24 protein-coding genes are annotated in these 26,518 nt (G+C 64.3%); 11 read left to right on the plus strand and 13 right to left on the minus strand.

The features are described from left to right. Nucleotides 1-302 precede the first annotated feature (302 nt). Nucleotides 303-617, minus strand: coding sequence for a DUF736 domain-containing protein (locus ACFPFG_RS01330; protein WP_380104560.1), 315 nt, complete (start codon nucleotides 615-617; stop codon nucleotides 303-305). Between the two features lie 906 nt (nucleotides 618-1,523). On the opposite strand from ACFPFG_RS01330, the gene ACFPFG_RS01335 reads away from it, so the two are divergent. Beyond that, nucleotides 1,524-2,192 (plus strand): hypothetical protein, encoded by a 669-nt coding sequence (locus ACFPFG_RS01335; protein WP_380104561.1) that lies wholly within the window; start codon nucleotides 1,524-1,526, stop codon nucleotides 2,190-2,192. A gap of 103 nt (nucleotides 2,193-2,295) precedes the next feature. Here the strand turns inward: ACFPFG_RS01335 and ACFPFG_RS01340 are convergent, their stop codons facing one another. The 3 genes from ACFPFG_RS01340 to ACFPFG_RS01350 form a co-directional block, all read right to left on the minus strand. After that, a complete protein-coding gene (locus tag ACFPFG_RS01340) occupies nucleotides 2,296-2,505 on the minus strand; it encodes a hypothetical protein (RefSeq protein ID WP_380110207.1) in 210 nt (69 codons plus the stop codon). A 62-nt stretch (nucleotides 2,506-2,567) separates the two neighbouring features. Further along, nucleotides 2,568-4,613, minus strand: coding sequence for a ParB/RepB/Spo0J family partition protein (locus ACFPFG_RS01345; protein WP_380104563.1), 2,046 nt, complete (start codon nucleotides 4,611-4,613; stop codon nucleotides 2,568-2,570). A 65-nt stretch (nucleotides 4,614-4,678) separates the two neighbouring features. Beyond that, nucleotides 4,679-5,503: a DUF932 domain-containing protein gene (locus tag ACFPFG_RS01350; protein ID WP_380110208.1), complete on the minus strand. Its 825-nt coding sequence runs from the start codon at nucleotides 5,501-5,503 to the stop codon at nucleotides 4,679-4,681. Between the two features lie 670 nt (nucleotides 5,504-6,173). Between ACFPFG_RS01350 and ACFPFG_RS01355 the strand changes: the two genes are divergently transcribed. Continuing rightward, complete coding sequence (locus ACFPFG_RS01355; protein ID WP_380104565.1) at nucleotides 6,174-7,544, plus strand: RES family NAD+ phosphorylase; 1,371 nt, start codon at nucleotides 6,174-6,176, stop codon at nucleotides 7,542-7,544. Nucleotides 7,545-7,750: 206 nt separating this feature from the next. Then, nucleotides 7,751-10,387 carry an AAA family ATPase gene (locus tag ACFPFG_RS01360; RefSeq protein WP_380104567.1) on the plus strand — a complete coding sequence of 879 codons (2,637 nt, stop codon included), beginning with the start codon at nucleotides 7,751-7,753 and terminating at the stop codon, nucleotides 10,385-10,387. A 137-nt stretch (nucleotides 10,388-10,524) separates the two neighbouring features. Here ACFPFG_RS01360 and ACFPFG_RS01365 read toward each other — a convergent pair whose 3' ends face one another. Further along, a complete protein-coding gene (locus ACFPFG_RS01365; protein ID WP_380104568.1) occupies nucleotides 10,525-10,878 on the minus strand; it encodes a DUF2958 domain-containing protein in 354 nt (117 codons plus the stop codon). 273 nt (nucleotides 10,879-11,151) lie between these two features. Here ACFPFG_RS01365 and ACFPFG_RS01370 point away from each other — a divergent pair, with 273 nt between their 5' ends. From ACFPFG_RS01370 to arsH, 7 genes are read left to right on the plus strand one after another with little or no spacing between them, the layout of a single operon-like run. Beyond that, nucleotides 11,152-11,490, plus strand: coding sequence for an ArsR/SmtB family transcription factor (locus tag ACFPFG_RS01370; RefSeq protein ID WP_380104570.1), 339 nt, complete (start codon nucleotides 11,152-11,154; stop codon nucleotides 11,488-11,490). Between the two features lie 9 nt (nucleotides 11,491-11,499). Beyond that, nucleotides 11,500-11,946, plus strand: a complete 447-nt coding sequence (locus ACFPFG_RS01375; protein WP_380104572.1) for an ArsI/CadI family heavy metal resistance metalloenzyme — start codon at nucleotides 11,500-11,502, stop codon at nucleotides 11,944-11,946. Between the two features lie 12 nt (nucleotides 11,947-11,958). Further along, entirely contained in the window at nucleotides 11,959-12,456 is a 498-nt protein-coding gene (locus ACFPFG_RS01380; protein ID WP_380104574.1) for an arsenate reductase ArsC, read from the plus strand. Nucleotides 12,457-12,464: 8 nt separating this feature from the next. Then, nucleotides 12,465-13,544, plus strand: a complete 1,080-nt coding sequence (gene arsB / locus ACFPFG_RS01385; protein ID WP_380104576.1) for an ACR3 family arsenite efflux transporter — start codon at nucleotides 12,465-12,467, stop codon at nucleotides 13,542-13,544. Between the two features lie 3 nt (nucleotides 13,545-13,547). Continuing rightward, on the plus strand, nucleotides 13,548-14,765 hold the full coding sequence (locus tag ACFPFG_RS01390) for an MFS transporter (protein ID WP_380104578.1): 1,218 nt from the start codon (nucleotides 13,548-13,550) through the stop codon (nucleotides 14,763-14,765). A gap of 27 nt (nucleotides 14,766-14,792) precedes the next feature. After that, entirely contained in the window at nucleotides 14,793-15,215 is a 423-nt protein-coding gene (gene arsC, locus ACFPFG_RS01395; protein WP_380104580.1) for an arsenate reductase (glutaredoxin), read from the plus strand. Beyond that, nucleotides 15,208-15,930, plus strand: coding sequence for an arsenical resistance protein ArsH (arsH, locus tag ACFPFG_RS01400; protein WP_380104582.1), 723 nt, complete (start codon nucleotides 15,208-15,210; stop codon nucleotides 15,928-15,930). The genes arsC and arsH overlap by 8 nt, the downstream gene beginning before the upstream one ends. Before the next feature lie 246 nt (nucleotides 15,931-16,176). On the opposite strand, the gene ACFPFG_RS01405 is transcribed toward arsH, so the two are convergent. The 8 genes from ACFPFG_RS01405 to ACFPFG_RS01440 form a co-directional block, all read right to left on the minus strand. Continuing rightward, nucleotides 16,177-17,232: a DMT family transporter gene (locus tag ACFPFG_RS01405; RefSeq protein WP_380104584.1), complete on the minus strand. Its 1,056-nt coding sequence runs from the start codon at nucleotides 17,230-17,232 to the stop codon at nucleotides 16,177-16,179. A 24-nt stretch (nucleotides 17,233-17,256) separates the two neighbouring features. Beyond that, nucleotides 17,257-18,078: a TIGR02391 family protein gene (locus ACFPFG_RS01410; protein ID WP_380104586.1), complete on the minus strand. Its 822-nt coding sequence runs from the start codon at nucleotides 18,076-18,078 to the stop codon at nucleotides 17,257-17,259. Nucleotides 18,079-18,095: 17 nt separating this feature from the next. After that, nucleotides 18,096-19,031, minus strand: coding sequence for a hypothetical protein (locus ACFPFG_RS01415; protein WP_380104588.1), 936 nt, complete (start codon nucleotides 19,029-19,031; stop codon nucleotides 18,096-18,098). A 5-nt stretch (nucleotides 19,032-19,036) separates the two neighbouring features. Further along, entirely contained in the window at nucleotides 19,037-19,354 is a 318-nt protein-coding gene (locus ACFPFG_RS01420) for a helix-turn-helix domain-containing transcriptional regulator (protein WP_380110210.1), read from the minus strand. Then, nucleotides 19,335-19,679 carry a type II toxin-antitoxin system RelE/ParE family toxin gene (locus ACFPFG_RS01425; protein ID WP_380104590.1) on the minus strand — a complete coding sequence of 115 codons (345 nt, stop codon included), beginning with the start codon at nucleotides 19,677-19,679 and terminating at the stop codon, nucleotides 19,335-19,337. The genes ACFPFG_RS01420 and ACFPFG_RS01425 overlap by 20 nt, the downstream gene beginning before the upstream one ends. Nucleotides 19,680-19,815: 136 nt before the next feature. Further along, complete coding sequence (locus ACFPFG_RS01430) at nucleotides 19,816-21,021, minus strand: tyrosine-type recombinase/integrase (protein ID WP_380104592.1); 1,206 nt, start codon at nucleotides 21,019-21,021, stop codon at nucleotides 19,816-19,818. Between the two features lie 253 nt (nucleotides 21,022-21,274). Then, nucleotides 21,275-23,509 (minus strand): NADP-dependent isocitrate dehydrogenase, encoded by a 2,235-nt coding sequence (locus ACFPFG_RS01435; protein ID WP_380104594.1) that lies wholly within the window; start codon nucleotides 23,507-23,509, stop codon nucleotides 21,275-21,277. A gap of 340 nt (nucleotides 23,510-23,849) precedes the next feature. Then, on the minus strand, nucleotides 23,850-24,800 hold the full coding sequence (locus tag ACFPFG_RS01440) for a helix-turn-helix domain-containing protein (protein WP_380104596.1): 951 nt from the start codon (nucleotides 24,798-24,800) through the stop codon (nucleotides 23,850-23,852). Between the two features lie 102 nt (nucleotides 24,801-24,902). Between ACFPFG_RS01440 and ACFPFG_RS01445 the strand changes: the two genes are divergently transcribed. Beyond that, the gene (locus ACFPFG_RS01445; protein ID WP_380110212.1) at nucleotides 24,903-26,438 is read left to right on the plus strand and encodes a cytochrome P450; all 1,536 of its coding nucleotides are present in this window, start codon (nucleotides 24,903-24,905) and stop codon (nucleotides 26,436-26,438) included. Nucleotides 26,439-26,518 lie beyond the last annotated feature (80 nt).

Consider the following 26,518-nt stretch of genomic DNA (forward strand, 5'->3'; position numbering starts at 1 on the left):
GTGCAACGCGGCGGGGATGGGCCTTGCGCCGATCCCCAGAGGGCAAGTGAAGCGCGCAGCGCCGTAGGCGCGAAGGCGTGAGGGATTGGAGCCGGATGGCCGTGGCGGCGAAGTCGGCACGGGGCGCAGCCCGAAAAGCCCGGCGGTGCACCGCACCGACACGCGCGGCCATTCTTGCTGCCATAGACTCGCCGCAGACGGAAGCAACTCGACATGGCGCAGCCCAGGCGATGCTGCGGCCTCCATGCAGTGCGACGAAAGCAGTACAGCGCCCCGCCACGTAGGCGGGGCACTGGCGGCGGTCACGCCGCCTGAGGCTTGCTGCGCGACCAGATCAGGTCGTGCGTGCCGTTCTCGCCTTCGATCAGGCGTGCGTAGACCGTGGCCGGGAACGAAGGATCGTCGAGGGTCACGGAGATGTACTCCCGCCCGGCCTCGCTGATCTTCTTCCACGCCGCGCCGATGTCGTGACTGGCAGCCTGCAGGCGGAAGTCCGGGGCCTTCTCGTTGTCCCCCTTGTCGTTGGGCACCAGCTTGACCTTGACGTTGAGCGTCAAGGTGCGGAGCGTGCCGGTGAAGCCGTCTTTGTCTGCGGTGAAGGTGCCGATGTTGGCCATGATGATTTCTCCTTACGGTGGAACAAGGTTCGCGCCCATCGCGTCCTTGTTGTGATCCGGCCGGCGGGGGACGGGCTGGCTGCACCGCTTGCGGCCGCAACGCAGTGAAGGGCCGGGAGGCGAAAAGAATTTGTCCCGCGAGGAAGCCGCCGAACGCAGTGACAAAGGCGGGGAAATTGTTTTCGCTGGACGGTTGCAGCCATTAAGCCCGAGGCGCAGCCGCGCCACCGCCAGGCTTCACAACAAGACAAGGACGCCTTGGGCCGAACCACCCCCATCCGAAAGGAGACAGGGCCGGCTCGGCATCCCCGCCCGAAGGCTGCTCCGGCTCGCTCCCTGACGCGGGCCAGGTCAACCACCCAACGACAGGCGAGAACGCCCCGGCCGCACCTTGCGGCGCCGGTCTTGAGACGTGGCGTGGAAGCTCCATAGCGATGCCGTGCGGGTTGTCCGTGAACCGTTCTTCGTGACGTGATGGGCAGGAACCGCCAGCGTCGAGGACGGCACGCATCCGCACAACCTGCCGCAGCAAGCGTCAGCGTGTTCGCCAACGCCCTGCCTATGCGGCGGGGCGCTGGCCGAGCCGATCCGCGAAGCCGGGTCGGCGCCATCGAGGGGCGCCAAGCCTGCGCGGCGGGGATAGCCCGCAGGGCTTTCCCCTGGAGGCAAACGCAGTGCGCAGCGCCGCAGGCGCGAAGGCGTGAGGGATTGAAGCCGAATGGCCGTGACGGCAAAGGCGGCACGGGGCGAAGCCCGAGAGCCCGACGGCGCGTTGCGCCGGAACGCTCAGGGTCGTCCAACCAGAATTGCCCTCTTTCCCATGAAATTTAAACTTTACGCACAATATTGACTCTTCATGCACTGAATGATAAATTCACGCATCACATTATTGAAATGAGGTGAGTCATGGCATTTCGAGCAGATGAAGCAGCACAAGCAGGGTACGAAGAGGTGGAGAAGTACCTTGTCCTCCGCCCTCGGGATGCGGACGAATCGCAAAGAGTGCGAAGCAAGCACGCGCTGCAGGACATCGTGGATGAACTCGGGCCCGTGGTTGACAGATACCCGACCTGGCACCCGCTGGTACGCAACCACGATGACCGCCATCCCGTCACGACCCCCAGCGATCGCTGCGGCTACAAAGGCCTCGATCACACGCGCTATTTCGCCAACGGATTCATCACCTGCCCCTATGGCGATGGCCAAGACGTCTTGGACTCCGTTCTGGCCCTGCCTCGCCATCACGCCGCTTACATCACAGCAGAAAAGCTGGATGTTCAGTTCTACAACGCGGAGGCAACCCCGATCTTGGTCAAGTGCAACTGGGAAGAACCGTTGCCGATGGACAAGATGATCCCGCTGGCTATCGCTGTGCCGCTGATCCTGGAGAAAGAAGTTCCGTGCTGGACCTGGTCGCAGGTCGCGGAGACATGGGAGTCGATGCGCCCGTACTTCTTGGGCGCCCCTCACGGCGCTAGGTCTTCGCTGTTTGTGAGCCAGGAGACCGGACAGGGGATTAAGAAGGTTTGGGAAACGCTGATCTACACGGGTATGTTTGGCCCGATCAAAGTGTGATTGCGCCACCGAGTTGAACATCGCCGGGCGCGGCCACCGCCGTGCCCGGAATTACACTCACCGCGCCCAGGACGGAAAGGCCTGGGCGCGGTGCTGATCACGGCTATTCCTTCGTCTCGATGATCCACCACACGGCACGCGACAAGGCGCGACCCGTGATGGGATGAATGTCGGTGAGGTCGGCGCGGGCCGACCAGCCCGAGGGCGGTCGGTAGCCGCGCACGTCACCTTTACCATGCCAGCGGCGGGCGCGCACCGTGCCGGATGCATAGGTCGCCGCCATGCGTGGGCAGCTGGTGGTGGTGCAGGTCATGGGGTGTTCTCCTTCCAGCGAAGCGCCCCGGTCGAGGCCGGGGCGCTTGTTGTGGGCATGGGTCAAGCGGCCAGCGCCACGGCTGGTTCATCCGCCGTTGCTTCGGCATCTGCCGGTGCGTCCTGCTCCTGCGCCTCCTCTGGCGCAGCCTCCGGGCCTGCGGCCTTGAAGATTGCAGGCATCCAGCCCGTGCCATCCGCCAGCCGCTCGGCTTCGCTGGCAATGTCGGCCTTCTTGAGCTTGCCCAGCCGGTTGACGGAATCCGGCGCGTAATCGCCCACGGCATCCAGAATCACAGCCTTGGAGACGTGCTTGAAGTAGCCTGCTGCGGTCGGCTTCCACCATGCGGCCATGTCGAGGCACACGGCCTGCGCCAGTTCCTTGCCGGGCTGGTGCAGCGTAGCGCGAGGCGTCACCGTGTCCACCGTGGAGGCCACGCATACCGCCAGCAGGCGCACCAGTTCGTCTTGCGGCTTCACCAGCAGCGCGGCGAACAACTCGGCGCTGTCCTCCGGCAAGGATTCGCCCGCCACCTGTTGCAGTTCGCGCAGCGCCACGGCGGCAGGGGATTCCGACCAGTCGGGGGCCATGCCTTCCAGCCGGTCTTGCACTTTCAGGCTCACGCCCAGCGGCATATCGTGCCTGTAGTAACGGCGCTGCAAGACGGTCTGCACCATGCCATGCACCACAGCAGCCAACGCGGTTTGTGGATGCCGGGCGACTTCAATTTGCAGCGCGGCGGTACGGTGGGCGCTCAACCGCTGCGCCAGCCGGTCGGACATGGCGGCGGTCTTGGGTGCGTCGTCGGCTTCCTCGTCTTCGTCATTCCCGGCTTCGCCTGCGCTGCCGAAACCCTGCCGCAGCTTTTCCAGTGTGCGCAGCGCCTTGGCCTCGGCCTCGCGCATCAGGCCGCGATGAATGACGGCTTCGCCGTTGCGGTCGATGGTGACGATGGCACCGGCTGCGGCCTTCACGTTCGGGCTGTAGCCCTGCAAGCCATCTTCCAGCGCCTGCAACTGCTCGCCCAGCGCTTCGCCTTCCTCCTGCAAGGCTCCGGCCTTGTCCTCGTCGTCGGCCTCCATCGCGGCATCCACGGCTTCACCGATGACCTGCATCTTCTCTTGCAGCTTATCGATGCGCTGCGCCTCACGCTTGTTCGGCTCGCGCCGTTCCCTCGGCGCACGCTGAAAAGCGTGCAGATCGGCATGGGTCACGCCCGCTGTGGCATCCACCCAAGCCCAGCCCTCGGCGCGGACGGTGGCGGCAATGCCCGCCAGCCGGTCTTGCGCCAGCCGTTCCAGCAGCGCGGCGTCGGTCAGGTACACGCCCGCATCGCCTTCCGCGAACAGATCACGGCGCACGCCACCGCCTGCGGCCTCGTAGGTGTCCAGTCCGACGAAGCGCACCAGCGGATGCCGGAAGGCGTCGATTTCGCGCTCGGTGAGACGGTCGCGCAGCGCGGCCGGTTGGCGCTGCCACTGCGGCGCATCGTAGAAGGCGCCTTCCTGCGCGGCGTGGTCGTCAGTGATGGACAAGGCCATCAACTGATCGAGCGTGACGGCATCGGCGCGATAGTCGCCCATCAGGCGTGGCGACACATTCGCCAGCTTCAAGCGGCGTTGCACCACCAGCGGCGTGACGGAAAAATCCGCCGCAATGTCTTCGATGGGTCGACCTTCGGCCACCAGCGCCGCGAAAGCCTCGAACTGGTCTGCGGGGTGCATGGCCTCGCGCTGCACGTTCTCGGTCAGGCTGGCGGTGCGGGCCGTGCCATCGGCCACTTGCAGGCAAGGCACGTCCCAATCCTTGGCAATGCGGTGCTTCTTCGCCAGCAGCTTCAACGCGGCCAGCCTGCGACCACCGGCCACCACCTCGTAATGCTCACCATCGGCGGCGGGAATCACGATCAGGTTTTGCAGCAGGCCGACACGCTGGATGGATGCGGCCAGTTCGGGGATGGACATGCGCGGGGTCTTGCGCACGTTGCGGCCCGTGGGGCGCAGCACCAGCCGCGACAGCGGAACCAGAATCAGGTTCTTGGTCGGGTCGGCGGCTTCCAGCGCGGGGGCTTGGATGGCGCGGGCTTCGGTAGTGGTAACGGCGTTCATGGTGACTCTCCAATCGAGTGAAACAAGGAATGGAGGGGAAACCGCCCCTCCTGCGGGGGGAACGGTCAGGCTTTCAACTGGCGCAGGCCATCGGCCAGCATCCACAGGGCGCGATTGAGGCGCACATCGGAATCAATGCCCTGCACGGGGCGGGTCTGCTGGCGGCGTCCGTTGGCGCTGCGGCCATGCAATCCGCCCTTGGTCAGGTTTTCTTGCGTGCGGTTGAACACGCTCCACAAGTCCGGGCGGCGGTCGTCAAACCGGCGCGGCATCAGGATTTGCGATTCGGTGATGGGCGCGGGCTTGTCCGGGTCGTCGTACTTGAGGGACAGCGCCGCCCGGGCGAACACTTCGGCCTCGCCTTCGTCCAAGGTGATGCCGCGCATCCGATCGCGGGATTCCTGCACCCGCTCGAAACCGCTCAACACCTCGAAAGCGCCTTCGATGACGGAACCGGCCACGTCGCCCTTATGGGGTACGCGCACGTCCGCCACGGTGTCGCCGCACACAAGGCCATTGCTGCACACGAAACGGAACATTCCGGCCAGCATCTGATAGCTGCTCGTGCCGTCGTGCGAGTTCAGCAGCACGATTTCGTTAGCCTCCGCGCCGTTGATCTGGCTGGCATGGCGCAGGCGCAGCATGTGTTTGGTGTGCTCGCGCTTGCCTTCATCACGCACGCGGGTCTGCGTCACCATGAAGGGCTGAAACCCCTCCTTGCGAAGCTCGGTCAGCACGGCAGCGGTGGGGATGTAGGCGTAACGCTGCGAACGGCTCTCATGCGGGGCGTCCGCGAAGATGGACGGGGCCACGCGATGAATCTGGTCATCGGTCAGCGGGTAGTCGCTGCGCAGTGCGAGGGAATGGGAAGCGAAACGGGTTGCAAGCATGTTGTTCTCCTGACTTGGCTGTTGAAGAAAGCGCACACCGGATTCCTAGATTCGGAGCCCAGCCTTTCGGCTGTTCGGTGCGGTCGGCACGAGGAACCCGGTTGGCCCTGTTGCCACCGTCTTTCCTGAGTTCATCGCCCGCGGCCAAAGGAGCGCGCGGACGGGTGCCGTCAAGGAGGCAAGCGCAGGGTTGGTGCGGCCCGCAGGCGCAGCCGAGGACACGGCCCTGCGCGCCTTGACGGCACACGGGAGCGGGCTACGGTCGCGGGTAAGGTGATGAAGTCAGGGAAGACGGCTGGACATGGCAACGGCCGCCTCTGCGTGCCGAACCGCACGGCAAGCGAAGCGCGCAGGCCCGAAGCTGGAAGCCGGGCCGGAGGCGTCAGCCGAGCGGAGCGAGGGAACGATGGAAGCCCGCATGGGGCGAGACGCTGCAGGCGGCTCGATGCGCAGCACGACAGCGCGACCGGCCATGTTTCTTGGCCGGGGACGCCCTGCATCCACAACCGACAAAGCATGAGCGCCGAACTTGGTAACTTGTCGTTACGCTAATCTAGCGATGGCACGCCCATGAAAAGGGCCGGGACATGGCGCCTGCCTAGCAGGATTTCGTCTGCTTATGCAGCGTGGCGCCGGGGACAAAGCAACTCAAAAATAATGGAGCAGTATCTTGAGCGGAGTCGATCTAGATGAAAAGGCAGTCTGTGGCACATGCATCGGCAATCAGTTCCTAAGCCAGAAGATAAGTGCCAGCGAAACGACCGATGTAGCGTGTGACTATTGCGGACGGAACGCACCGACCTTGGGGCTAGATGAAATCGCACAGATTTTTGACCACGAGTTCCAGGACAACTATCAAGTTGCCGACAATGTTCTTCGTGAGGATCATGGGTATCCGTCTCTCGGGGATGAACTCCAGGAGATCATTCAGCAAGAAGTAGAACCCGCATCCCATGCGCTTTCCGACGATTTATTCGAAATCGTGCGGGCCATCTGGGAACGCGATGCATACGATGGCCAGGCACCAGAGGCGGACGCCTTATTCATTAAAACTGGCGTAGCAGACCACTGGCTTCATCGCCGATGGCATGACATGCAGGAAAGTCTTCGGACACGCACTAGGTTTGTTAACCCAGACGCACTCGAAGTGCTCCAGATGGTCTTCGACAAGGTAGACAAAGATGTCACTGCCTCGGGCGAGCCTTTGATTGTCGAGGTCGGCCCCGGTCATGAACTGGGAACTCTTTTCCGCGCACGTGTTTTTCAGAACGACGATGCCTTGGAGAAGGCGCTGGAAGACCCAGACGCTCAACTGGGGCCACCCCCTTCGGGTGTTGGCGGTGCGGGACGCATGAACGCCAGAGGCATCTCGATGTTCTACGGCGCCAATTCGCCAGATGTCGCGATTGCCGAGGTACGGCCTCCCGTTGGAAGCCGCGTTGCGGTTGCAGAATTCAAAATTCTTCGTTCAATACGATTGCTGGACTTGACACGCCTGCCGCAAATTCCATCTGTCATAAATCGCAGCATGTTCGATGCGTCATCACTGGAAATCGCGCGACGACAGAAGTTCCTTTCTCAACTCGAAAGAGTACTCACCAAGCCCGTCCTCCCTGAGCACAGTGAGGATGGCTATCTGTTGACACAAGTGATATCCGACTATCTCGCCACCCATGCGAAGCTCAATTTGGATGGATTAATCTTCCGCTCTGCGCAGGTGCCAGCATCCGAAAACAGGCGCCCGCTCAACGTCACGCTATTCAACAAGGCATCGTTCGTAAAGAGATTTTTCAAGAGACATGGGCGCGAGTTAAATGCCTATCTATACGAAACGGATGATGAGGGTGATCAATGGTTTCATCCACAGGTTTGGTACAAAGAAGATCCCGCATCGCTCAACGATGACTGGGATTTCTTGGAAAAAACCGATTCGACGTTGGAGCTTGTCCCCCAGTCCATAGTCATCTGCGAAATCAAAGGCATCAGCTATGACATACGGAAATCGGAGGTGCAATTGATGGACGTATCTGAGCGGACTTAGGGCGAAGGGTTTTTCTCGCTACCAAATGCATGAGAAGGCAATGCCGCGTGGTGGCGGTTTGGTGCGAAACGCTAGGCACTGTGCGCGAGCCTTGCAGCGGAACCCTGGGGGTCATAATGTTTCCGTTTGCAACAGCGCTCCCATGGCCTGTACGGCGAATCGGGAGAGCTTCTGGACGATAAATGACACGACGGCGGGAGGGGCCTATGTCGATATTGCAGGAGATACTGGACTGGACGAAGGGGTTGCCTGAGTGGCAGAGCGATGCGGTGGCCCGCCTGCTGGCCAAGCAAACGCTCACGATAGAGGATCAGGATGACCTCTTCGCGCTACTCAAGGCGGCACATGGCATCACAGATCCCAAAGACCGCAAGCCCAAGCCGCTGACGGCAGATCAGATTCCCGCTCCGGTCCAAGCGGCAACTCACGTTGAGCTGCGAGCCATCAAGAGCATGCGGCACGTCAACGCGATTGCGGAGAACCAACGTCTGCCCTTCGGCGCCTCTGGAATGACCGTCATCTATGGCGATAACGGTTCAGGCAAATCGGGGTACTCCCGTGTGCTCAAGCGCGCATGTCGTGCGCGCGATCAGACGGAGGCTATTCATCCGAACGCCAACTTGCCTGCAGGCAAAGCCGGGACTCCGGAAGCCACGTTCGAAATCGCAATCGACGGAGTTGCGCAAGATGCACACTGGCACCACGGCAAAGCGGCTCCTGCTGCGCTTTCGTCATTTGCGATTTTTGACTCGCGTTGTGCTCGCGCCTACCTCGACAGAGAGGACGATTTCTCCTATGTGCCCTACGGGCTCGATGTATTCGAAGGGCTGGCCAAAGTCTGCAAGCAGTTGAAGACGGCGATCGAAACCGAATACACCCAATCCGCCGCTGATCTGTCCGCCTTTGCGCCCTTGCAAGGCGACACACCCGTCGGCAAGTTAGTCGCCTCGCTTTCCGCCAAGACGGCCCTAGCCCAGATTGAAGCGCTAGCAACGGTGACCCCAGAGGAACTGACCCAGCATGCGTCTCTGGACAAGAGCCTAAAGGAGAACAACCCGAAGGAGAAGGCTGCGCAACTGCGCTTGCGCGCTCGCCGTATCACAGCTATCGCAGCGAATGCGGCCAGCAAAGGCGCACAGGTGGATCAAGCTGTCGTCGCCAAGCTGAAAGGTCTGGCAGACAGCTATCGCACGGCGCAGACTGCAGCCGCCCTCGCCGCGAAGCAGTTCAAGGAAGGTGAGAACCTGCTGCCGGGTACTGGCGGCGAGACATGGCGTGAACTATTCGAGGCAGCGCGCAAGTTCGCCATCGAATCCCACCCAGAAAAATCGTTCCCCGCGCTGGGCGCGGACGCACCTTGCCCGCTCTGCCAACAACCCCTTGCCGAAGGCTCCGACCGCTTGCTGCGCTTCGAAGCCTTTATTCAACAGGAAGCGGAGAAGACATCCCAGGCACGCCGTGTTGCCCTGTACGCGGAATACAAGCCGTTCGCTGCGCAGGTTCTCACGCTGAATCTCGACGACGTGACATATGGAGAAATCGAGGCCTTGGACCCGCAACTGGCCGCCGATGCCAAGGCTTTCGAGCCGCTCCTGGCCGCCCGTCAGGAGGCCATCAAAGCGGCAGTGATCTCGCATCAGTGGGACGACGTCAGTCAACCTCTGGTCAATCCGACCGAGCGCCTTCAGGCTTTGGCTGACAAGCTGAATGCCGAAGCGGTGACCTTGGAGAAGGCCTCGGACGAAAAGGCCCGTGCGGCCCTGCAGAAGCAGTTCCTGGAACTGGATGCACGGGTAAGACTAAGTCAGATCAAGGATGCTGTCGTCACCGCCGTCAATCGACTCGCCCACCAGGCCAAGCTCACGAAGTGCCTGTCTGCCGTGAAGACCAACGCCATCTCGTTAAAGGCGTCGGAACTGGCGGAGAAGGTTGTGTCGAAGGAACTGGCCGACGCCCTGAACCGCGAATTCAAGGCGCTCGGTGTCGGCACGTTGCGCGTTTCGCTGCAGAGCCGGTCGGATAGAGGTAAAGCCCTGCACAAGCTCAAGCTGGAACTACCACAAAGCCGCAGTCCGGGCGAGATCTTGAGCGAGGGCGAGCAGCGCGCGATCGCGATCGGTTCCTTCCTTGCCGAGGTCGGCCTAAATGGGGGTCAGGGCGGCATCGTGTTCGATGATCCGGTGTCATCTCTCGATCACCGTCGGCGTGAACGTGTGGCAAAGCGCCTGACTGCAGAGGCAGCGCGGCGGCAGGTTGCGGTATTTACCCATGACATCTACTTCCTGTGCCTGTTGGTCGAAGAAGCGAAGTTGGCGGGTGTCCCGATCGCAACCCAAAGTCTGACCCGCCGCACAGAGGGCTTCGGGGTTGCAGACCCCGATCTACCATTCGAGGGAAAGACCGCGAGCAAGCGCGTCAGCGCCCTGAAAGCCCAGCATCAAGCCATCGCCAAACTCCACAAGGACGGCGAAGAGCAAGAACACAGACGGCAGACCGTCGATGCCTATTTCCGCTTGCGCATGGCATGGGAGCGTGCTGTCGAGGAAGTACTACTGCGAGAGGTCATCCTTCGCTTCCGCAAAGGTGTCGAAACGCAGCGGCTGGCCGGTGTTGTAGTCGAGGATGATGACTACGCGCAAGTGAACGCGGGCATGACAAAGTGCTCGAACTACGCGCACGACAAGGCACTCATGGGTGGTGTCGCCGTCCCTGAACCCGATGAACTGCTCGCCGACATCATGGCGCTGGAGACCTGGCGCGGACAGGTCGAGACGCGCAACGTGAACACGGCCAAGAAGCGTAAGGCCGGACCTGCCGTCGCGTCACTTGCCGTAGCGCCGTAGACGGCTCAAGGTGCTTTCATCGAGTTTCGGAGACTCGCAGCATCAACCTTTCCCATTCGGTGCTCAAGTCATCACACAGCGTCGCCGACACGGCGGCCGCAGTGCCCTTGGGCGTTTTGCGACGCCCAAGGGCCGGATCAATAAACGACGATCCGCCCGGCCAGCCGCGCATCGCGCGCATAGGCGCTCAACCGCTTCTCGGCGCGGAAGGACAGGTCACGCTCGATCGGCAGGCCCAGCCCGCCGCGCACCGTCGCCAGCTCGCCCAGGCTGACCCAGCCGATTTCCGGCTCCCCCAGGCCCAGGTCACACAGCCCGAAAGCGTGGTCATGGTCGTCGGGATCAATCTCGGTCAGTAGCCAGGTCGCGCCGCCGTCCGGCGTGAATAGCTTGACCACGGGCGCCGGATCGAAGTCCGGGTTCTCCAAGGATTGGCGGCCATTGGCCAGCAGCACGATGCGTTGCTCGTCGGTGATGAGTGCGTGGTTCATGTGAACTCCTGAAAGGTTGCCGGGCGGAATTGCCCGACCCTTCCGGGGCACGGCGCAGCGCAAGCAGTCAGGGGTCGCAGACGGCCGCAGGACGCAAGCGTGCTCGCACGCGAAGCCCTTGACGGCGAGCACGCCGTGGCACGATGAAGGGAACAGCAAGCCGCCCACACCCCCAACCATCCGGCACACCCGGTATTGGCAAGCGCAGCGCGCAGGCTTGATTCAAGAGTGGGTTTTTTCGCATTAATTCAATGATTGATGTATCGTTGAATAATGAACGAGACCCAAGCTGTTTCCGCCCTCGGTGCCCTGGCCCATGCCCAGCGCCTGCGCGTGTTCCGATCCCTGGTCGTCGCCGGCCCCGAAGGACTCACCCCCAGCGTCATGGCCGAGCAGCTCGACGTGGCCCGTAACGCGCTGTCCTTCCACCTGAAGGAGCTGGCCCATGCCGGCCTCGTCACGGTCGAGCAGCAGGGCCGCAACCTGATCTACCGCGCCGACTTCAGCCAGATGAACGGACTGCTCGGCTACCTGACCGAGCACTGCTGCCAGGGCGGCACCTGCGAGGTCACCGAATCCCCCGATTCCTCCCGCTCCTGCACTTCCTGCTGAAAGGCCTCCATGAAGCGCTTCCACGTCCACCTGCATGTCGATGACCTGAACCAGAGCATCGGCTTCTACTCCCAACTGTTCGCGGCGCAGCCGGCGCGCATCGAGAGCGACTACGCCAAGTGGATGCTCGAAGACCCGCCGGTGAACTTCGCGATCTCCACGCGTGGCGGCAAGCCGGGCATCGACCACCTGGGCATCCAGACCGACGATGCCGAGGAGCTGGCGGTGCTGAAGGCCCGCGCCGAAGCGGCCGACATGGCATTGCTGGACGAGGGCGCCACAACCTGCTGCTACGCGCGCAGCGAGAAGCACTGGGTCACCGACCCGCAGGGCGTGGCCTGGGAGCACTTCCACACGCTGGGCAGCATCCCGGTCTTCCATGAAGCCGCCCCCGCCGCCAAGCCGGCGCCTGCGGCGGCCTGCTGCTCGGGCACTTCCCGTTCGTCCTGCTGCTGATACGAGCCTCCCATGACCACCGACACCACCTACAACGCGTTGTTCATCTGCACGGGCAATTCGGCCCGCTCCATCCTGGCCGAAGGCATCCTCAACGAACTGGGCCAGGGGCGCTTTCGAGCGTACTCGGCGGGCAGCCAGCCAAAGGGCGGGGTGCATCCGCTGGCGCTCGCCACGCTGGAGCGGCTGCACATGCCGACGACCGGCTACCGCAGCAAGAGCTGGGATGAGTTCGTGGCGCCCGGTGCGCCGGTGTTCGATTTCATCTTCACGGTCTGCGACAACGCCGCCGGCGAAGCCTGCCCGCTCTGGCCGGGCCAGCCGGTGTCGGCCCATTGGGGTGTGCCCGATCCCGCGGCCGTCGAAGGCTCCGAGGAGCAGCGGCTCAGGGCATTCAAGGATGCCGCGCTGACCCTGCGCCGGCGCATCGAGCTGTTCCTGTCGCTGCCGCTCCAGCGGCTGGATGCCATGTCCCTGCAGCACGAGCTGCGCGAGATCGGCAAGCAGTGAGGGTGGACATGTCTACACAAGCCGCAACGGCCTGCCGCGCGCCGGCCGCTTCCTCCATGTCCACCTTCGAGCGATACCTCACCGTATGGGTGTTCCTGTGCATCGTGCTGGGCGTGGCCCTGGGCCAGTTCGCGCCGGGAGTGTTCCAGGCCGTCGGGCGCCTGGAAGTCGCCCAAGTCAACCTGCCAGTCGGCATCCTGATCTGGGTGATGATCATCCCGATGCTGCTCAAGGTGGACTTCGGTGCATTGGGCCAGGTCAGGCAGCACTGGCGCGGCATCGGCGTGACGCTGTTCATCAACTGGGCCGTCAAGCCGTTCTCCATGGCCCTGCTGGGCTGGCTGTTCATCCGCCATGTCTTTGCCGCATGGCTCCCCACCGATCAACTGGACAGCTACATCGCCGGCCTGATCCTGCTGGCTGCCGCGCCCTGCACGGCCATGGTCTTCGTCTGGAGCCGGCTGACCGGCGGCGACCCGGTGTTCACGCTGTCGCAGGTGGCGCTGAACGACACCATCATGGTCTTCGCCTTCGCCCCCATCGTCGGCCTGCTGCTGGGCCTGTCGTCCATCACCGTGCCCTGGGACACGCTGCTGGTGTCGGTCGGGCTGTACATCGTGATTCCGGTCATTCTGGCCCAGCTCTGGCGCCGCGCGCTGCTGCGTCGGGGCCAGGCCGTCTTCGACGCCGCGCTGGCCCGCATCGGCCCGCTGTCCATGGCCGCGCTGCTCCTCACGCTGGTGCTGCTGTTCGCCTTCCAGGGCGAAGCCATCCTGCGCCAGCCGCTGGTGATCGCCATGCTGGCCGTGCCGATCCTGATCCAGGTGTTCCTCAATTCCGGCCTGGCCTATTGGCTCAATCGCCGTGCGGGCGAGCAGCACAGCATTGCCTGCCCATCGGCGCTGATCGGCGCCTCCAACTTCTTTGAGCTGGCCGTGGCCGCCGCCATCAGCCTGTTCGGTTTCCAGTCTGGCGCAGCGCTGGCCACCGTGGTGGGCGTGCTGATCGAGGTGCCCGTGATGCTGCTGGTCGTGCGGATCGTCAACCAAAGCAAGGGCTGGTACGAAGCCGGTGCCCGTAGAGGTTGACCCGTGGCAAGCGCACCAGCCCGGGTTGTCGGTTCATTAGGCGTCGCGCAGACGCTGGCCTGGGGGTCTTCGTACTACCTGCCGGCCATGCTGGCGGCGCCCATGGCCCGGGAGCTGGGCGTGACCACGCCCACGGTCTATGCGGCGTTCTCGGGCGCCCTGGTGGCCTCAGCACTGGTCGGGCCGCTGGCCGGCCACGCGATTGACCGCCATGGCGGCCGCATCGTCCTGGTCGGCACCAGCCTGCTGTTCGCCTTGGGTCTGGCCATGCTGGGCCTCGCCCCCGGGCCTTGGATGATGGTGGCCGCCTGGCTGGTCATCGGCGTGGCGATGGGGGCAGGTCTGTACGAGGCCGCGTTCTCCAGCCTGGTGCGGCTCTACGGCCGCGATGCCCGCAGCGCGATCACCGGCATTACGCTGATCGCGGGCTTTGCGAGCACGGTGGGATGGCCGCTGTCGGCGTGGATGGAAGTGCAGTTTGGCTGGCGGGGCGCCTGCCTTGGCTGGGCGGCCATCCACCTGTTGCTCGGGCTGCCGCTGAATGCCTGGCTGCCGAGCACGGCGGTCGCGGCCAAGGCGGATGGGCCGCAAGCTGAAGTACGGGCCAAAGATCAGACACCTCCCGTCGCTGCAGAGCCTGCCACGCAAACCCCGCCGGGAATGGTCACTGTGATCCTGGCCTTTGTCTTTGCCACGACCTGGTTCATCAGCACGGCCGTCGCCACGCACCTGCCGAGGATGCTGGAGGCCACGGGGATGACGCTGGCGGCGGCCGTCGGCATCGGCGCATTGATCGGGCCGGCGCAGGTGGCCGCGCGGATGCTGGAGTTTGGCTTTCTGCGCAACGTCCATCCGCTGCAGTCGGCGCGCCTGGCGACGCTGGCCCATCCCATTGGCGCAGCGGTCTTGCTGGCCTCGGGGCCTGCGCTGGCCTCGGTGTTTGCCGTCCTGCACGGCGCGGGCAACGGCATTCTGACCATCGCCAAGGGCACCTTGCCGCTCGCGCTGTTCGGCGCGCAGGGCTACGGCGCCCGCCAAGGCTGGTTGATGCTGCCGGCACGGGTGGCACAGGCCCTGGCTCCGTTTCTGTTCGGGCTGGCCCTCGATGCCTGGGGTGCCAATGCCCTGTGGCTGTCCAGCGCCATCGGCGCCGCTGCATTCGCGGCTTTGATGCTGCTGCGAACACCGCCCACGCCATCGCCGGCCCATCAGCCCGGCTGAGTTTTGCATTCTGTCTCTGGAGGCTTCATGAGCAATATCACCATCTACCACAACCCTGCCTGCGGCACGTCGCGCAACGTGCTGGCCCTGATCCGCAACAGCGGCGAGGAGCCCACGGTCATCGAGTACCTGAAGACCCCGCCCGACCGGGCGACGCTGACGGCACTGATCGCCGCGATGGGTGTACCCGTGCGCGCCGTGCTGCGCGAGAAGGGCACGCCCTACGCGGAGCTGGGCCTGGATGACCCGAAGTGGAGCGATGACCAGTTGATCGACTTCATGCTCCAGCATCCCATCCTCATCAACCGGCCCATCGTGGTCACACCGCTGGGCACGCGCCTGTGCCGGCCCTCGGAGGCCGTGCTGGACATCCTGCCGCAGCCGCAGCGCGGCGCCTTCAACAAGGAAGACGGCGAAGCCGTGGTGGATGCGGAGGGCCGCCGTGTCTGAGCATCGGATGGATCTGCCCCAAATCGACCCCGCGCTGTTCCAGCAGCCTGACACCCGGCAACTGTTCGCGCCCGAGCGCGCCACGCACGCACCGCGCTTTCTACTGCTCTATGGCTCGCTGCGCGAGCGCTCGTTCAGCCGATTGGCGGCCGAGGAAGCGGCCCGCATCCTGCGCGCCCTCGGCGGCGAGACGCGGATGTTCAACCCTTCGGGCATGCCGCTGGTGGACGATGCGCCTGCCGACCACCCCAAGGTCAAGGAACTGCACGAGCTGGCTCAGTGGGCTGAGGGCATGGTGTGGAGTTCACCCGAGCGCCACGGCGCCATGACCGGCCTGATGAAGACCCAGATCGACTGGATTCCGCTGTCGGCCGGCGCCGTGCGCCCCACCCAGGGCAAGACGCTGGCGGTGATGCAGGTCTCGGGTGGCTCGCAGTCCTTCAACGCCGTCAATCAGATGCGCGTGCTGGGCCGCTGGATGCGCATGCTGACCATCCCCAACCAGTCCTCGGTCGCCAAGGCTTACCAGGAGTTCGATGAGGCCGGACGCATGAAGCCCTCGGCCTACTACGACCGCATCGTGGACGTGATGGAGGAACTGATGAAGTTCACGCTGCTCACGCGCGATGTGGCGCCGTATCTGGTTGATCGCTACAGCGAGCGCAAGGAAAGCGCCGAGGCGCTGAGCCGGCGTGTGAGGCAGGCGGCAATCTGAGCGCCACTGGGCGCGGCAAAAAAAGGGGGCGCCCCCCGGGATCAAAGCAGGCCAGCGGACGGTGCGCTGGTCGGTCAAGGGCAACCGGCTCTGCCTGCTGCAACCGGAAGTCAGCAAGGACGAACCGATCTGCTACCGCGTCACCCGAGACGGGCAGGACTGCAGTACAAGGACGATGCGCAGTTCGTGGTGTTCCGGGGGGCTGCTGCGGCCCATGCCCAAACGCTAGCGGCAGCGCCCGCCCAGTCAGTGCGCGTGTTGGTGATGCGCATCCGGCACATGCGGGTGCGCGTGCACCATCGGCTCATGGACATGCGGATGGCTGTGAGTGCCGGCTGGTATCGGGTCGTGTGTGTGGTTGTGGTGCCCATCGTCGTGCCGGTGCGCGTGTTCATGCGCTCGCCGCTCATGCTCGTGTTCGTGCCCGTGCGACTCCGCCAGGTGCAACACCACGCCCAGCACCATCAGCAGGCCGCCTACCGCCATGATCCAGGTGCCGCTGCGGTCGCCTAGGGCAATGGCAATCGCGGCACCGATGAAGGGGGCGAAGGCGAACACCGAGCCCGTGCGCGCTGCGCCGAAGGCCCGTTGCGCCAGCAGGTAAAAGCGCAGGCTCAAGCCATAACCGGTGGCCCCCACGGCCATCAGGCCCAGCGCCGCACCCCATGTCGGCAGCGGATCACCGGCCAAGACCGCCAGCACGGCCGTAGCCGAAGTGCCGAGAACCGCCTTGCCCAGCACAACCTGGCCTGGATCACGCTCGGCCAGCGCACGCGACAGCGTGTTGTCCGCCCCCCAGGCCATCGTGGCCACCAGCACCGCGAGCAATCCCCAGAGCTGGGCGCCGTACTGGCGCCCCTGGTCGAGAACCAGTGCGATGCCACCCGCCAGCAGCAGGAGCATCGCAGCCCAGACACGCCGATCCATCGTTTCGTCATAGAGCAGCCGTGCCAGCAAGACTGTGAACAAGGCCTCCAGCGTCAACATCAGCGAAGCGCCGGTGCCGCTGGTGTGCTGTAGGCCCCAGGACAGCGCCACCGGCCCCAGCGCGGCGCCAAAGGCCGCCATCGACAGCAGGCGCGGGAGGTCGCCGCGCACCAGCCGGGCCTCCTTGTCCACTTGCTGGCGTGAGAGCAGACCGACGATGGCGGCCCCCGCATAGAGCAGCGCCGCGGTCGAGAACGCCCCCACGCCCGCGCCGATGCGCTGCACGAGCGGCGTGCTGATGCCGAACAACGCCGCTGCCAGCAGGGCCAGCAGGCCGCCGCGCAGAGCGGGCCAATGGATGGGAGCGTGTTTCATTGCATGCCCCGGCGATCCCGATGCCTATGGCGACGGCGCCGCCGCCGCTTTTTGCACACCATCCAGCTTGCGATGGATCAGCGACACCAGCGTCAAAATGTCGAGCGCATCCTGCTCAGACATAGGCCAATTCGTCTTCGGGGCATGGGCCAGGGGATTGCGCACGGCGCCGAATAGCCCGATCAGCAAGTTCGCAAACCCTCGCTGTTCGCTCTTTTCGGATTCGGTGCTCAGCGGCCCCAAGACCAAAAGTGGCTGCTGCCCCGCGAAGGCCTTGTTCACCAAGTCGGCACCGTCGCTGGTCAACCCCGACAGTATGCGAATCCGCTCGGCAACACCTTTGCTCGCCTCGAAGACCGCGTGAAAGTAGTTCTCGTCCAGTAGCTCGGCGCGGCAGTAGTTCAAAACCGCCGCGTGGACGGCTCGGCTTTCCAACGCAGCCTTGAGACGACCGGCGCGTGCGCGGGCCGCGTCCAGTGTCGTCGCCTTGTCGGCATGCGCCACCCGGCCATCGGCAAGCACACAAAAGCCTGAGAATGCGAGAACAACATTGAGTTCATCACGCAACCAAGCAAACGTTCCAGGATCGCGCGTGAAGTTCACTGGCTTCATCGCACGGTTGATGAACATGATCAGGTGATTGCCTCGCTGCTGCTTGTTCTGCACCTCGGCAAGCGCGTTGAACAACCGCTTCCACTTCGTCATGCCCGGAGATGTATCGGCCACCTCCATGTCTTGCAGCAACCTCCCGATCTGCGTGCCGCTCAGGCCACGCTCGGTGTCGGCAAGCACGCGGCAGGCGGCTTCAAGGTGCTGCGAGTTGAACGGGGGAATTTGCTCTGCCATTGCCGACCTCTCCGTGTCTATCGAACAACAACATCGAACGGCGCATGCACCGAGCGAAAGGCATTAAGGATGCGGTCACGGGCATCATCCAGTTCGTCAGCCACGCGAGAACTGAGCATGTAGGTGGGGCAATCCGCCTTGCCGCATCCGCAATGCTGAATCTCGCCCTCTCGGAGGCGAGAGACGAAGATGCGGCGCAGTTCATCGACCTGGCGCACAACCTGGGCCAGCACCTTGCGAACCTGCTGGTCTCTGATGTGATGGATCGAGGGGATGCGCCGAATTTCGGTGCCTTCGCGCGTGCGCCACGCGCCGGTGTTGAGTGCCCCGATAGTGTCTTCAACAGCTTGCTGGAAAGCCGGCAGTGAACTTTCCTGCTGAAACGGCGTGCGAAAAGCCGGCCGGTCGAACACGGCGGCCATGAGGCCCAGCGCTTCGGCGTCGGACAGATCAGGGAAGTCGTCAGCGAACCTGCGGATGTCAGCCTCCGCTTCAGGGAACTCGACGCCCTGGACAAAGCGGTGCAAAAGGAATTCGCCACGCAGACGCAAGTTCTCCTCGAACTCGACGCCGGACCAAATCGTCACATGCGCTACGCCGAGTGCGGCAGCAGCGTTGCCGATCCGTGTTCTGCTGGCATCGGAAACAGCACCGCGGCAGACGAACTTAAAAGCATCCGGTTTCCCGCCAGCAGCCGCGACAGCCTTCTCCATGTCGGTTCGAGCTTTCGCCAGGGTCAGCGTGTCACGATTGGCGCACTGGATGATCGTCTTGCGAGCAGGCCGATCATCAAATTCCTCGATCCCGAAGATGTCCCGCCCTTGGTCACCTCCCAATTGGCCATGCCAAATCAGGTCGCGCCAGCCTGCGCGAACGTGGTACGCAAAAACAAGGCGTTCAAACTGAACGCCGCTGTAGTCTTCAAAGTGACTCGGGTGAACGATGCTCGCCATAGACATCAAGCGGCATGCGCTGAGGGCGGCGAGACCAGCGGCTGCACCGCCAGTCGCATCCCCATGGCTTTCAGAATAGCCGTCAGGCTGTTCAAGGCCGGGTTGCCCTTAGGTGAGAGCGTGCGGTAAAGCTGCGTCGGATTCAGGTGCGCCTGCTCGGCCACCGCCTGAACGCCGCCGAATGCTTGCGCCATCTGGCGCAGCACGACCAGCAGTTCGGCCTGGTCGCCATCAGCCAGGATGCCGTTGAGGACTTCGAGCGCAAGCGCCGGATCGCTTCCGTACAGCTCGGCCATCGCTTCGTCATGGGGTCTGCTTCTCATCATCCAATCTCCGCTGCCAATCCTGCCAATAGTCCACCGCACGGTGGATGTCCGCATCCTGCGTGCGCTTGTCGCCGCCACACAGCAGCAGCACCAGCCGCTGGCCCGCCTTGCCGTAATACACGCGGTAGCCCGGCCCCACGTCGATGCGCAGTTCCCACACGCCATCGCGGCAGAACTTGTGGTCGCCGAAGTTGCCTTGCTCGATGCGGGCCACGCGCCGGATGACCGCCACCTTGGCCTGCATGTCCCGCAAGCGCTGCAGCCAGTCGATGTAGAGATCCTTCTGCCCGTCAGCAGTCAGGTAGTGCTCGATTCGGTACATGGCTATTTTCGTTTATTAACGAATAAAGAGCAAGAGCACCGAGCGGAGGACGGCCGCCCGAATGGCCGTGACGCTGTCGCGACCATTCGGTGGTGACGGAATTGCCAGACACTGTCTGGCCTATTTGGCTTCGCCTTCACGCCAGCGCCTCTGTTGCCTGCCGTGCCCCGGTGATCGCCTTGCGCCGGCTGGCCACCAGCTCAGCGGCCTCGCGCACCGGCTTGTCCTCGGTATGGACGTAGCGCATGAACATGGCTACGGTCTTGTGCGCTGTGAGCGCCATGCCGACCTTGACCGGAATCCCCGAGTTGGCAATGTCCGTGGCCGAGCGGTGCCGGATGCCATGCGTGCCCACATGGGTCACGCCCGCGCGCTTGAGGATGCGCGTCCAGCCGCCGTAATACTCGCCCGTGGTCATGTGCTGTCCCGGATGGTTGGGGGACGGGAATACGTGCGGGCAGCCATCCTGGCGGGGTGCGGCCGACAGCAGCCGATGGGCTTCTTCGCTCAGAGGCTTGGACATGCCGCCGGTCTTGCTGTCGGGCCAGGCCACGCGCCGGTTCTCCAGATCCACCCAATCCCATTGCAGGGTGACGATTTCGGAGCGACGGCCCGCGAACTCGAATTGCAGACGAATCGCCAGCGGCAAGATGGCGTGATCCAGTCCTAGCCCATCGGTTTCCAGGAAGTCGAGATACTGGAACAGCTTGCCCATTTCCTCGTCGCTGATGAGGTGGGTGGCCTTGCCGTTGGGGTACATCGGAACATGGCGGCAAGGGTTGGTGCCGTCCGGCCGATAGCCCCACACCTCGGCCAGGTTGAACATCTTGCGCATCACGCTGAAAGCGCGGTTGGCCTCGGCTGGTTTGTGGGCCATCTTCTTCATCGCGCCGGCCACGTCCGGCCGCTTCACGTCCTGCACCTTCATGCGGCCGACCATCGGAACGATGCAACGGTCAATGACCGCCTGATAGCCGCGCTGGGTGCTAGGCTTGTTGCGCTGCTTGGAGTGATCCTCCATGAACTTTTCGCACAGTTCCTTGACCGTGGGTGCCTTGCGCGCCGTCGCCTTGTCGGCTGCCGGGTCGCCGCCCCGGCGCACCTGGGCCAGCCACTCCTGCGCGAGCGAGCGGGCTTGCTCAACAGTCAGTTCGCCAAACAGGCCCAGTGCGGGCTTGCGGCGCTCGCCCGAGTTCGTGCGGTACTGGAGCATGAACACCCTGCGGCCCGCTGGTGTAATCTTGCACAGGAAGCCGGGCACCAGTGTGTCCCGGAGTTCGACGGCCTGCGCCTGGGGTTGTGCCGCTTCAACAGCAGACTTGGTGAGCTTGGTTTTCGCCATGATGACTCCTCGGAAAGACCCGTTTCCCAGGAGCCCCATAGGGGCCAGCAGAGGGGAAGCCGGGTCAGGTTTCGGAAAGCACCGGCATATGTTGAACTCGCCTAAGTTATTGATAAACCTGCTGTATCGGGCTTCGGCGTAGTCCAGCGAAGTTCGGTGCTGGAGTCATGGTGAAATGAAAAAACCGGCCGCCCTTGCGGGCCGGCCGGTCATGGCTGAAGCCTGCCGGGGCCAGGCCCCGGGGCACAGCGGCTTACAGCAGCGCGTCGATGGCTGCGTTGAACGTGGCGCTGGGGCGCATCACGGCATCCATCTTGGCCACGTCGGGCATGTAGTAGCCACCGATGTCCACGGCCTTGCCCTGCACGGCGCGCAGCTCTTCGATGATCTTGGACTCGTTGTCGGCCAGTTGCTTGGCCAGCGAAGCGAACTTGGAGGCCAGTTCGGCATCTTCCGTCTGCGCCGCCAGGGCCTGTGCCCAGTACAGGGCGATGTAGAACTGGCTGCCACGGTTGTCCAGCTCGCCGGTGCGGCGCGAAGGCGACTTGTCTTCGTCCAGCAGCTTGCCCGTGGCTTCATCCAGGGTCTTGGCCAGCAGCTTGGCGCGGGCGTTGCCGTTCTTGATGCCCAGGTCTTCCAGCGACACGGCCAGTGCCAGGAACTCGCCCAGCGAATCCCAGCGCAGGTGGTTTTCCTCCACCAGCTGCTGCACGTGCTTGGGAGCCGAGCCGCCAGCACCCGTTTCGTACATGCCGCCGCCGGCCATCAGGGGCACGATGGACAGCATCTTGGCCGAGGTGCCCAGTTCCATGATGGGGAACAGGTCGGTCAGGTAGTCGCGCAGGATGTTGCCGGTCACCGAGATGGTGTCCAGGCCGCGGGCCACGCGCTCCAGCGTGTAGCGCATGGCGCGGACCTGAGACAGGATGTGGATTTCCAGGCCCGTGGTGTCGTAGTCCTTGAGGTAGGTGTTGACCTTCTTGATCAGCTCGGCCTCGTGCGGACGATAGGGGTCCAGCCAGAACACGGCAGGCATGCCGGAGTTGCGGGCACGCGTGACGGCCAGCTTGACCCAGTCGCGGATGGGAGCGTCCTTGACCTGGCACATGCGCCAGATGTCGCCCTGCTCCACGTTCTGGCTCATCAGCACTTCGCCGGTGGCCAGATCGACGATGTTGGCAACGCCGTCTTCCTCGATCTCGAAGGTCTTGTCGTGCGAGCCGTACTCTTCGGCCTTTTGCGCCATCAGGCCCACGTTGGGCACGGTGCCCATGGTCTTGGGGTCGAAGTTGCCGTGCCACTTGCAGAAGTTGATCATCTCCTGGTAGATGCGGGCAAATGTGGACTCAGGCATCACGGCCTTGCAGTCGTAGGGCTTGCCGTCGGCGCCCCACATCTTGCCGCCCTGGCGGATCATGGCGGGCATGGACGCATCGACGATCACGTCGTTGGGCGAGTGGAAGTTGGTGATGCCCTTGGCGGAGTCCACCATGGCCAGCGCGGGACGGTGTTCCTGGCAGGCGTGCAGGTCACGGATGATCTCTTCGCGCAGCGAGGCGGGCAGCGTCTCGATCTTCTCGTACAGCGTGGACATGCCGTTGTTGACGTTCACGCCCAGCTCGTCGAACAGCTTGCCGTGCTTCTCGAAAGCTTCCTTGTAGTAGATCTTCACGCAGTGGCCGAACACGATGGGGTGCGAGACCTTCATCATCGTGGCCTTGACGTGCAGCGAGAACAGGATGCCGGCGTCGCGGCAGTCGTCCAGTTCCTTTTCATAGAAGTCGCACAGCGCCTTCTTGCTCATGAACATGGAGTCGATGATCTCGCCGGCCTTCAGTGCCACCTTGGACTTGAGCACCACGGTCTTGCCGCTCTTGGTGGTCAACTCCATCTTGACGTCGCGCGCGGCGTCCAGGGTCATGGACTTTTCGCCGTGGTAGAAGTCGCCGTGCTCCATGTGCGAGACATGGGTCTGCGACCACTGCTTCCACTCGCCCATGGAGTGCGGGTGCTTCTTGGCGTAGTTCTTGACGGCGGCGGGAGCGCGGCGGTCGGAGTTGCCCTCGCGCAGCACGGGGTTCACGGCCGAGCCCAGGCACTTGCCGTAGCGTGCCTTGATGTCCTTTTCCTGGTCGTTGGTCGGATTCTCGGGGTAGTCGGGCAGTGCATAGCCCTTGGCCTGCAGTTCCTTGATGGCAGCGATCAGCTGGGCCACCGAGGCGCTGATGTTGGGCAGCTTGATGATGTTGACATCGGGCTCCAGCGTCTTCTTGCCGAGCTCGGACAAGGTGTGGGCCACGCGCTGGTTTTCGGCCAGGAATTCGGAGAACTCACCCAGGATGCGGTGGGCCACGGAGATGTCGGCGGTCTCGACGTTCACGCCGACGGGCGCGGCGAAGGCGCGCACCACAGGCAGGAAGGCACTGGTGGCAAGGCGCGGGGCCTCATCGGTCAGGGTGTAGATGATGGTGGGTTGCTGCGTGCTCATCTCTTGTCTCAGGTAGTGAAAAGGTAGGGGTCGCACCGCAGGCCGTCGAACCGGGCATCCGCTAGGGGAAACGGGGCCGGTGCAGCCTGAGGCAGTAGGACCGTCACGCAATGCCCCGTCGCGCCAGCATGCTGCCCCGGCGTTTTCTGCAATGCGATCCCACAATACAAAATTCTAAGCGGAACCCGCCACATTTTCTAAGTCTTGTAGAAGACTTAGGGTTTTACAGCGGCATTCAGGACGCGTTTTCACAGGGAAACGGCTTGCAACCCCTGCGTTTTCTACCATGCAAAAAATGCTGTAGCGTGACGGACACGCAAGCGGAGCAGACCCCCCGGGGTCAAACCCAGAGCCGATACATCCAGAACGACTCGTCGTGCTCGAAGCGTCGCGCAAACTCCCCCGGCGAAAACCCCGTGATCTGGCGCACGGCGCGGCACATATGGGCCTGGTCGGAGAAGCCCTCGTCCAGCGCCAGCGCGGCCCAGTCCAGCGCCTGTCCCTGTTCATGGTGGCGCCGTGCCGCATGGAACAGGCTTTCCGTGCGCACCATGCCCTGCCACTGCCGCAGGGAGCGGCCGCTGAACTGCTTGATGCGCCGTTCCACCTGGCGCGCGCCCAGCGTTCTTTGCCATTGCAGCGCCTGCATCCCCAGCCAGGCCACCCAGTGGCGCCCATGCTCGCGCAACGAGGGCCGCACCTGCAGGGCGCTCCCCCGGACCTCGCGCCAGCGTGGCGCCAGGTGGCGCTGCAACGCGTCCAGGGTGCCGGCATCGTCCTGCGCATGCAGCAGGGCCTGGCACAGCGCGGACCAGGACGGCCCCAGCACCCCGGATGCCGCGACAAAGCCATCCTGCGCCTGCAGCACGCCGGGGCCGAACAGCTGCAGCGCGGCATCCAGGTGCAGGCAGACCATGCCGCCACGGCCCGGCCCGCTGGCCCAGCTGGCCGTGGGCGCGGTCTGGCTGCCCGAAAGCATGACGGATGCCGCAAAGGGCTCGCAGCCCTGCAAGCCCACCAGGCCTGCGGCCATGTCCTGGTACCAGGACAGGCAGACCATGGGGGTGGCGGGAAAATGCGACAGCCGCTGCGCATCGTCCAGGACCACGCCCCGCGTATCGCGGCAGACGACGGCCACCACCGCACCATGCAGCCCCGCTGGCGCGGGATACAGCATGGAGTGCGGCTGCCGCCCCTGGCCTGCCCAGCGCGCGGCCCTGGCATGCAGGGGCGGACAGGCAGCAAAGGCACTGGGCGTACGGGCTTCGATTGCGGCTTCGGCTTCGGGCATCACGACGGCATCCATGGAGGCGCAGTGTAGGCCTTGCCGCCCGCCGATCCCGTGACGCTTTCGTTCAAGACCACGGGCGGCGTGACCCGCGAGCATGGGAACATGAACCGCCCGAATCCCACGCAAGATACCTCCCCACCGGCGCCGTCGAATGCGGCCTCCTGCCCCTTCGCCACGCAAGTGCCGCAACCGGCGCAACCGGCGCAACCCGAGCAATCCGAGCAATCCGAGCAATCCGAGCAATCCGAGCAATCCGAGCAGACGGCCTCCACGGCCTGGCCACCCGGCCCGGCACCGGGGCTCATGGGCTGGGGCCTGCTGCGCCGCATGTCGCGCGACCTGCTGGGCACGCTGGCGCAATGGCGCGGCGAGCACGGCGATGCCATCCACCTGCGCATCTGGCCAGAGCACCAGGTCGTCGTCACGGACCCCGAACTGGTGCGCGAGCTGCTGGTCGGCCAGCACGATGCGCTGGTGCGCTGGGAACATGGCATTTCGGTCTTTGCCCAACTGCACGGCCACAGCGTGCTGGTCAGCGAAGGCCGGCCCTGGCGCAGCAAGCGGCAGGCCCTGTTGCCGGCCTTCTCCCCCAAGGCCGTGCAGGCCCAGGTACCGGCCCTGGCCGCAGCCGCGCAGGCCGCGCTCCAGGCCTGGCCGCAGCAGTCCGAGGACTTTCCGATGGAACAGGCGCTGACCGCCCTGGCCATGGATGTGATCATGCGGCTGATGTTCTCCGGCGCCATCGGCGAGGATGCGCGCTCCGCGGAGCAGGCCATCCGCGAAGTCAGCCATGCCGCCAACAGCGAGTTCTACTGGCCCCTGCGCTGGCCCGATGCCATGCCCTGGAAGCGCCGCAAGCGCCGGGCGCTTGCCTGGCTGCGCGGCTTCATCGACAGGCAGGTCCGGCTCCGGCTGGCGCAGGCCGATGAAGACTGGCCCGAGGATCTGCTCAGCCGCCTGCTGCGCCTGCACCGGGGCGACGCCCAGGCCTGGACACTGCAGGCCGTGCGCGATGAGTGCATGACGGCCTTTCTGGCAGGTCACGAAACCGTGGCCAGCAGCCTGACCTGGTGGTCCTGGTGCATGGCCACCCATCCCGAGACGCAGCAGCAGGTGGCTGACGAGATCCATGCACAGCTGCAGGGCCGCGCGCCCACGGCGCAGGACCTGCCCGCGCTGCGCCAGTTGGGCTGGAGCCTTCAGGAAGCCATGCGCCTTTACCCGGCCGCGCCCGTGCTCATCAGCCGGCGTTGCACGCGGCCCGTGCAGCTGGGTCCGTGGCGCCTGCCCGCGCGAACCCTGTTCATGATTGCGCCCGGCCTCATGCAACGCGATGCGCGCTGGTTCCCGCAACCCGATGCCTTTCAGCCGCAGCGTTTCGCCGATGCCGACAAGGACGGAGCCCCTGCCGCGCCGCGCGGCAGCTGGATGCCCTTTGGCACCGGCCCGCGCGTATGCCTGGGCCAGCACCTGGCCAGCACCGAGATGGCGGTGGTGGCGGCCATGGTGCTGCAGCGCCTGCAACTGAGCGTGCCCGAAGGTGCCGGCGCCCCTCGCCCTGTGTTGCAGGTCACGCTGCGGCCATCCACTCCCTTGAGACTGCGGCTGCAATCGCGCAGGGACGCCAATCCCGGGTAAACGTGGCGATATATTGCGCCAAATCATCCACAAAGCACGCCAATTACGCCAAATTGTCACCCATCCGCATTTATTCTGTC

This window comes from Delftia deserti (genome assembly GCF_042653485.1).
GTDB classification, from domain to species: Bacteria; Pseudomonadota; Gammaproteobacteria; order Burkholderiales; family Burkholderiaceae_C; genus Comamonas; species Comamonas acidovorans.